The sequence below is a fragment of the Waterburya sp. genome, assembly GCF_058530065.1.
In genome coordinates this window covers 1-4,274 of the sequence record NZ_JBZNBU010000034.1, presented here as the reverse complement: position 1 = coordinate 4,274, position 4,274 = coordinate 1, and the positions used below count along the sequence as shown (strand labels likewise).

General features: G+C 37.5%; 4 protein-coding genes and 2 pseudogenes. All 6 read right to left on the bottom strand.

Going from position 1 to position 4,274, the window contains the following annotated elements:
• Positions 1-796, bottom strand: a pseudogene (locus tag AC33VI_RS02425) (hypothetical protein); the annotation flags it as partial.
• 24 nt (positions 797-820) lie between these two features.
• Positions 821-1,876: a glycosyltransferase family 4 protein gene (locus tag AC33VI_RS02420; protein WP_491780676.1), complete on the bottom strand. Its 1,056-nt coding sequence runs from the start codon at positions 1,874-1,876 to the stop codon at positions 821-823.
• A 180-nt stretch (positions 1,877-2,056) separates the two neighbouring features.
• Entirely contained in the window at positions 2,057-2,461 is a 405-nt protein-coding gene (gene psb27, locus AC33VI_RS02415) for a photosystem II protein Psb27 (protein WP_491780675.1), read from the bottom strand.
• Between the two features lie 90 nt (positions 2,462-2,551).
• The gene (gene pstB, locus AC33VI_RS02410) at positions 2,552-3,358 is read right to left on the bottom strand and encodes a phosphate ABC transporter ATP-binding protein PstB (RefSeq protein WP_491780674.1); all 807 of its coding nucleotides are present in this window, start codon (positions 3,356-3,358) and stop codon (positions 2,552-2,554) included.
• Positions 3,359-3,583: 225 nt separating this feature from the next.
• Positions 3,584-3,838, bottom strand: a complete 255-nt coding sequence (locus tag AC33VI_RS02405) for a YciI family protein (RefSeq protein ID WP_491780677.1) — start codon at positions 3,836-3,838, stop codon at positions 3,584-3,586.
• 73 nt (positions 3,839-3,911) lie between these two features.
• Positions 3,912-4,274 (bottom strand): annotated as a pseudogene (locus tag AC33VI_RS02400) (16S rRNA (cytidine(1402)-2'-O)-methyltransferase); the annotation flags it as partial.

Sequence of the window (4,274 nt, the reverse complement as noted above, 5' to 3'; positions counted from 1 at the left end):
GCAAAGGTTTGACCCTATTGTAAAAAGCTTCTCCACCAGTACCATTGTTCCAAAAAGTATTCCAGTAACCAAAACCGTTAACTAAAGATGCTCCAGCTTGGGAGATTAGAGATACGTCTGCATCGTAATATCTGGCTAAAATCGAGCCGTAGCTATAGTAAGCATTAGAAATGCGATCGCTATTGCCATCAGGATCTTGCACCCCCGTAACGGGATGTTCTACAGCTATACCAGAGGTTATGGAATCGCCGTAGATTTCAATAGCACGCTGAGAATCGGGATTAGGTTGTAATAATTGCCCGTCAGTAATAATGCCGTGAAACTTAAACTCTCCCGTAATAAAATCGTTGCGCTTGTATATGACTACATTATGGGCTTTGTTTTCCAATCCTTCAGCAATATCATAAACTACAGGATTGCCATCTTCTCGACGCAATTTTAGGGTAATAGGCTGGGGTTTGCTGTCAATGTAAACATCCACATAGTTTTCGCCACCCCAATTATCTTCTGATAGTTCGATTTGTAGCTTAGTCCCTGTAAATTTGAATTTTACCGATGTCCCAGGAAATCCTAGGGCTGGTGCATTAGGATCTCGATCGTCAATTCTGCCACTATAATTAAATAGCTGGTTATCAGCAGTAAATTTGCGAAGTTCGATCGCAGAATTATCTCCAGGATTTTTAAGCTTATCGGGTATTTCTAAAGCTAATAATTCAGAGGAAGCAACAATCTCGATCGCATTAGTCGTTCGATTGTAGATTTTTGCTTCGTTAATCTCACCTAAAAAATTAAACATATTTTTTCTTTTATCTATTTTTGACTATTCTACGGTTTGAATAAAATCAACCATGGCATCAACTCTATCGTCTAAATTATTTCTCGACCAAACCAGTTGGTAAGCACGTTCGGCTCTTAGTTTGGCTTCTTCGGGGTTATTGAGTAAGTATAAAATTGCTTTTTGTAAGCCATCCACGTCTCCAGGCTTAATCGTCATCACCGCATCTTCATCCACTAAATAATCGGCGAGTCCTTTTGTTTTGACGCATATTATTGCTTTTTTACAAGCCATTGCTTCGAGTAAAGCCGTTATACCAGCAGAACCTATATTTTCTTTGAGTGGAACTACAATAACCCTAGCATCGTGATATAGCCGAACTAATTCGGGTAAACCATATTGTTGGTTAGTCATATTAGCAGGCAACACTCTGGGAAAACTTTTAGCCACCCTAGACTGAAATTGCGAAAAACCAGCAACTTTTACATCGACATCTAGTGTTTCGGTTGCTGAGGCTAAAAGACGATAATCTCGTTGTTCTAAACCTACACTGGCAATGATAGGTTTGCTGTTAGGTTCAGCATAATCCTGAGGGATGAAATAACTGCAATCGGTGGTATGTCTCCAGAAAAAACAGCGATCGCTCTCAAAATTCAAGTATTTTTGGACGAATTCTTTATTAGCATTGGTATTAACTACAGCTAAATCTACTACATTACCTATTTTAAATAGTTTTAGTGCCAAACGACTTCTTAAGCCAGTAATTCTATGAAACCAAACTATAATTTTAGGTCGTTCTTTTTGGGAACTTAAAATAGCTGCTAGGGGAATACCTATTTCTTCCCCTGGACAAAAAACAACATCGTCCGATTTTAGTTGAGATGCAATAGCACGAGCAAATGCCCAATTTTCTGGAGTCGATGACAGTTTGGCAAGAATTCGATCGGTTAATTGAATCGGATAATTATCTTCTTTTAAAAATGAAGCATTGAGCCTCTCTGCTAATAAACTTAAATCTCTTCTTGGTAATTTTTCTGTTATGGAAGACTTTACTTGGATAGAATTAGCAATTTGTCTGGTTAAAACTATATAGTATTTCAATTGATTTTCGTAGTCTAAAATTATACATATTATTTTAATAATACATTAATGTTAGAAATATTTTTACTTGCCAAAATATAGACATTAACTAGAATTAAATAATTTATTATGAAAAATCCTCCCAAACCATAAATTTAGAAGGAAAAATAATATTTTTTTAACCTAAATTAACTAATGGACTTATACGCCTCTTTTCAAAGAAATTTCCACTTGTCTAAACTCTTGAGAAAGACGTTTTTTGAGTTTTTCGGGTAGAGGACGAATACCGTAAGAACTATAATATCCAGCCAGGGCATTTAATGCAGTTTGCATGGTAGTAAAAGAACGCAAGCCAGCAGTTTTGGAGTTACGACGATAGCGAGAAGCGTAATCGCTGATTTGCTTGCGTGCCAAACCGATAACTTCTTTTTTATTGCTGGCATCATCGGGTAGTTCGATTGCCTCTCTTAGATTTGTTAAAACTGTGTTAGTGTCTTGACTGTAGTTTCCAGTTAATCCAGAAGGATTAGAACCACAACCCATTAAACTAATAGCTACTACTAGAACTAAAGCTAGTATGCGAGATAAGTATTTTTTAGAAAACATATATTTTTGGTTAACGATCCCAGATTCAACTTATCCTACCAAGAAATTGACAACCTTCCGAGCTATCCCTCGCAAGTTAAAACCTATCGATTAACCAAAACGACCACTAACATATTGCTGAGTTGCTTCCTCTTTGGGATTTTGGAAGATTTCTTCAGTGGGAGCATATTCTGCTAAATAGCCTTGGCGATTTCCCCCTTCTACTTCTGTAACGTTAAAGAAACCCGTATAGTCTGCCACCCTCGATGCTTGCTGCATATTGTGAGTTACGATCACGATGGTATATTTTTCTTTTAATTCGTGAATTAATTCCTCAACTTTAAGGGTAGAAATTGGGTCTAAAGCCGAGCAAGGTTCGTCCATTAATACAACTTCAGGTTGTAGGGCAATAGTTCGGGCGATACATAATCTTTGTTGTTGTCCGCCACTGAGAGCTAAACCGCTTTGTCGGAGTTTATCTTTAACTTCGTCCCAAAGGGCTGCACCTCTTAAGGATTTTTCCACCAGTTCGTCCATATTCCCCTTATAGCCATTAATTTTTGCTCCAAAAGCAATATTGTCATAGATAGATTTAGGAAAAGGATTTGGTCTTTGGAAGACCATACCGATTTTACGTCTTACCTGCACGGGATCGATATCTTTACCATAGAGGTTTTGATCGTGATAGGTTACTAAACCTTCTAAACGAAAGATCGGAATTAAATCGTTAAGACGATTGTAACAACGTAGAAGAGTACTTTTTCCACAGCCAGAAGGCCCAATAAATGCAGTTACTTTATTTCTGGGAATATTCATATAAATGCCTTTTACTGCTAGAAAATCGCCATAATATACATTGACGTTTTCTGCTTGCAGCACTGCATCTGTCTGATTAACAGTTTCTTTATCGTAAATCATAAAACCTGCTTGCTCGCTATACTAAATTTCGATATCAATTTTTTCTATCCGCGATGAAAATAATCCTAGTTGACATGAGTTATATCTATCTTAACTTCTAGTAAAGGAGTATTAAGGGATTTCTTAACCTCAAATCTCGATCGCTCAACGATATCTTGGGAGACATTTTAATTTTGGAAGATTTTGCTTCGATCTGCTTGGTCTTGTGGTGCTATGAAGTTTATTCTAAAATGCTTGAATCCACTCTTTAACTTCATATTCCGTCCAAATACCATTTTGCCAATAAGGATCGGACTCTACCAACTGACGTACTGTACTTTCGCCATCGGCTTCATAAATACCAAATACTTTAGTATTGTCTTTAGTGGGTCCTAAAGTGATTAATATGCCTCGTTCTTTTTGCTCGGTCAAACCTGCCAAATGTGCTTGACGGTAAGGGGTGCGTTTTTCAAGGGCGTTTTCACAATAACTCCCCCACATAACGTATTTCACTCTAGTAGCTTCTCTTATTCTGTTTGATGACACTCTTTAGAATACATTAAAGACGGCAATCTTAAGAGAGATCCAATTGATAAATTTCTCGTCGGGATAGGTTGCTCGATTTTGCTAATTGACGGCTGGCTTGCGATCGCGTCATCCCATTAGCTAATAACTGTTGTAGTTCCAGTTTAAGTTCTGCTTCTGACATAATTAGATTCGTTTCTTTCGCACCATCTAACACTAAGGTATATTCTCCTTTAGGTTGTTTGTTCTGACTGTATAAAGCGATCGCATCCTCCAGATTTCCTCGCCAGAATTCTTCGTGGATTTTAGTTAATTCCCTAGCTAAGACAATTTTGCGCTCGCTGCCAACTACTGTGGCTAAATCGGTTAAAGTTTTCAATAGACGATGGGGTGCTTCGTAAATTAAAATTGT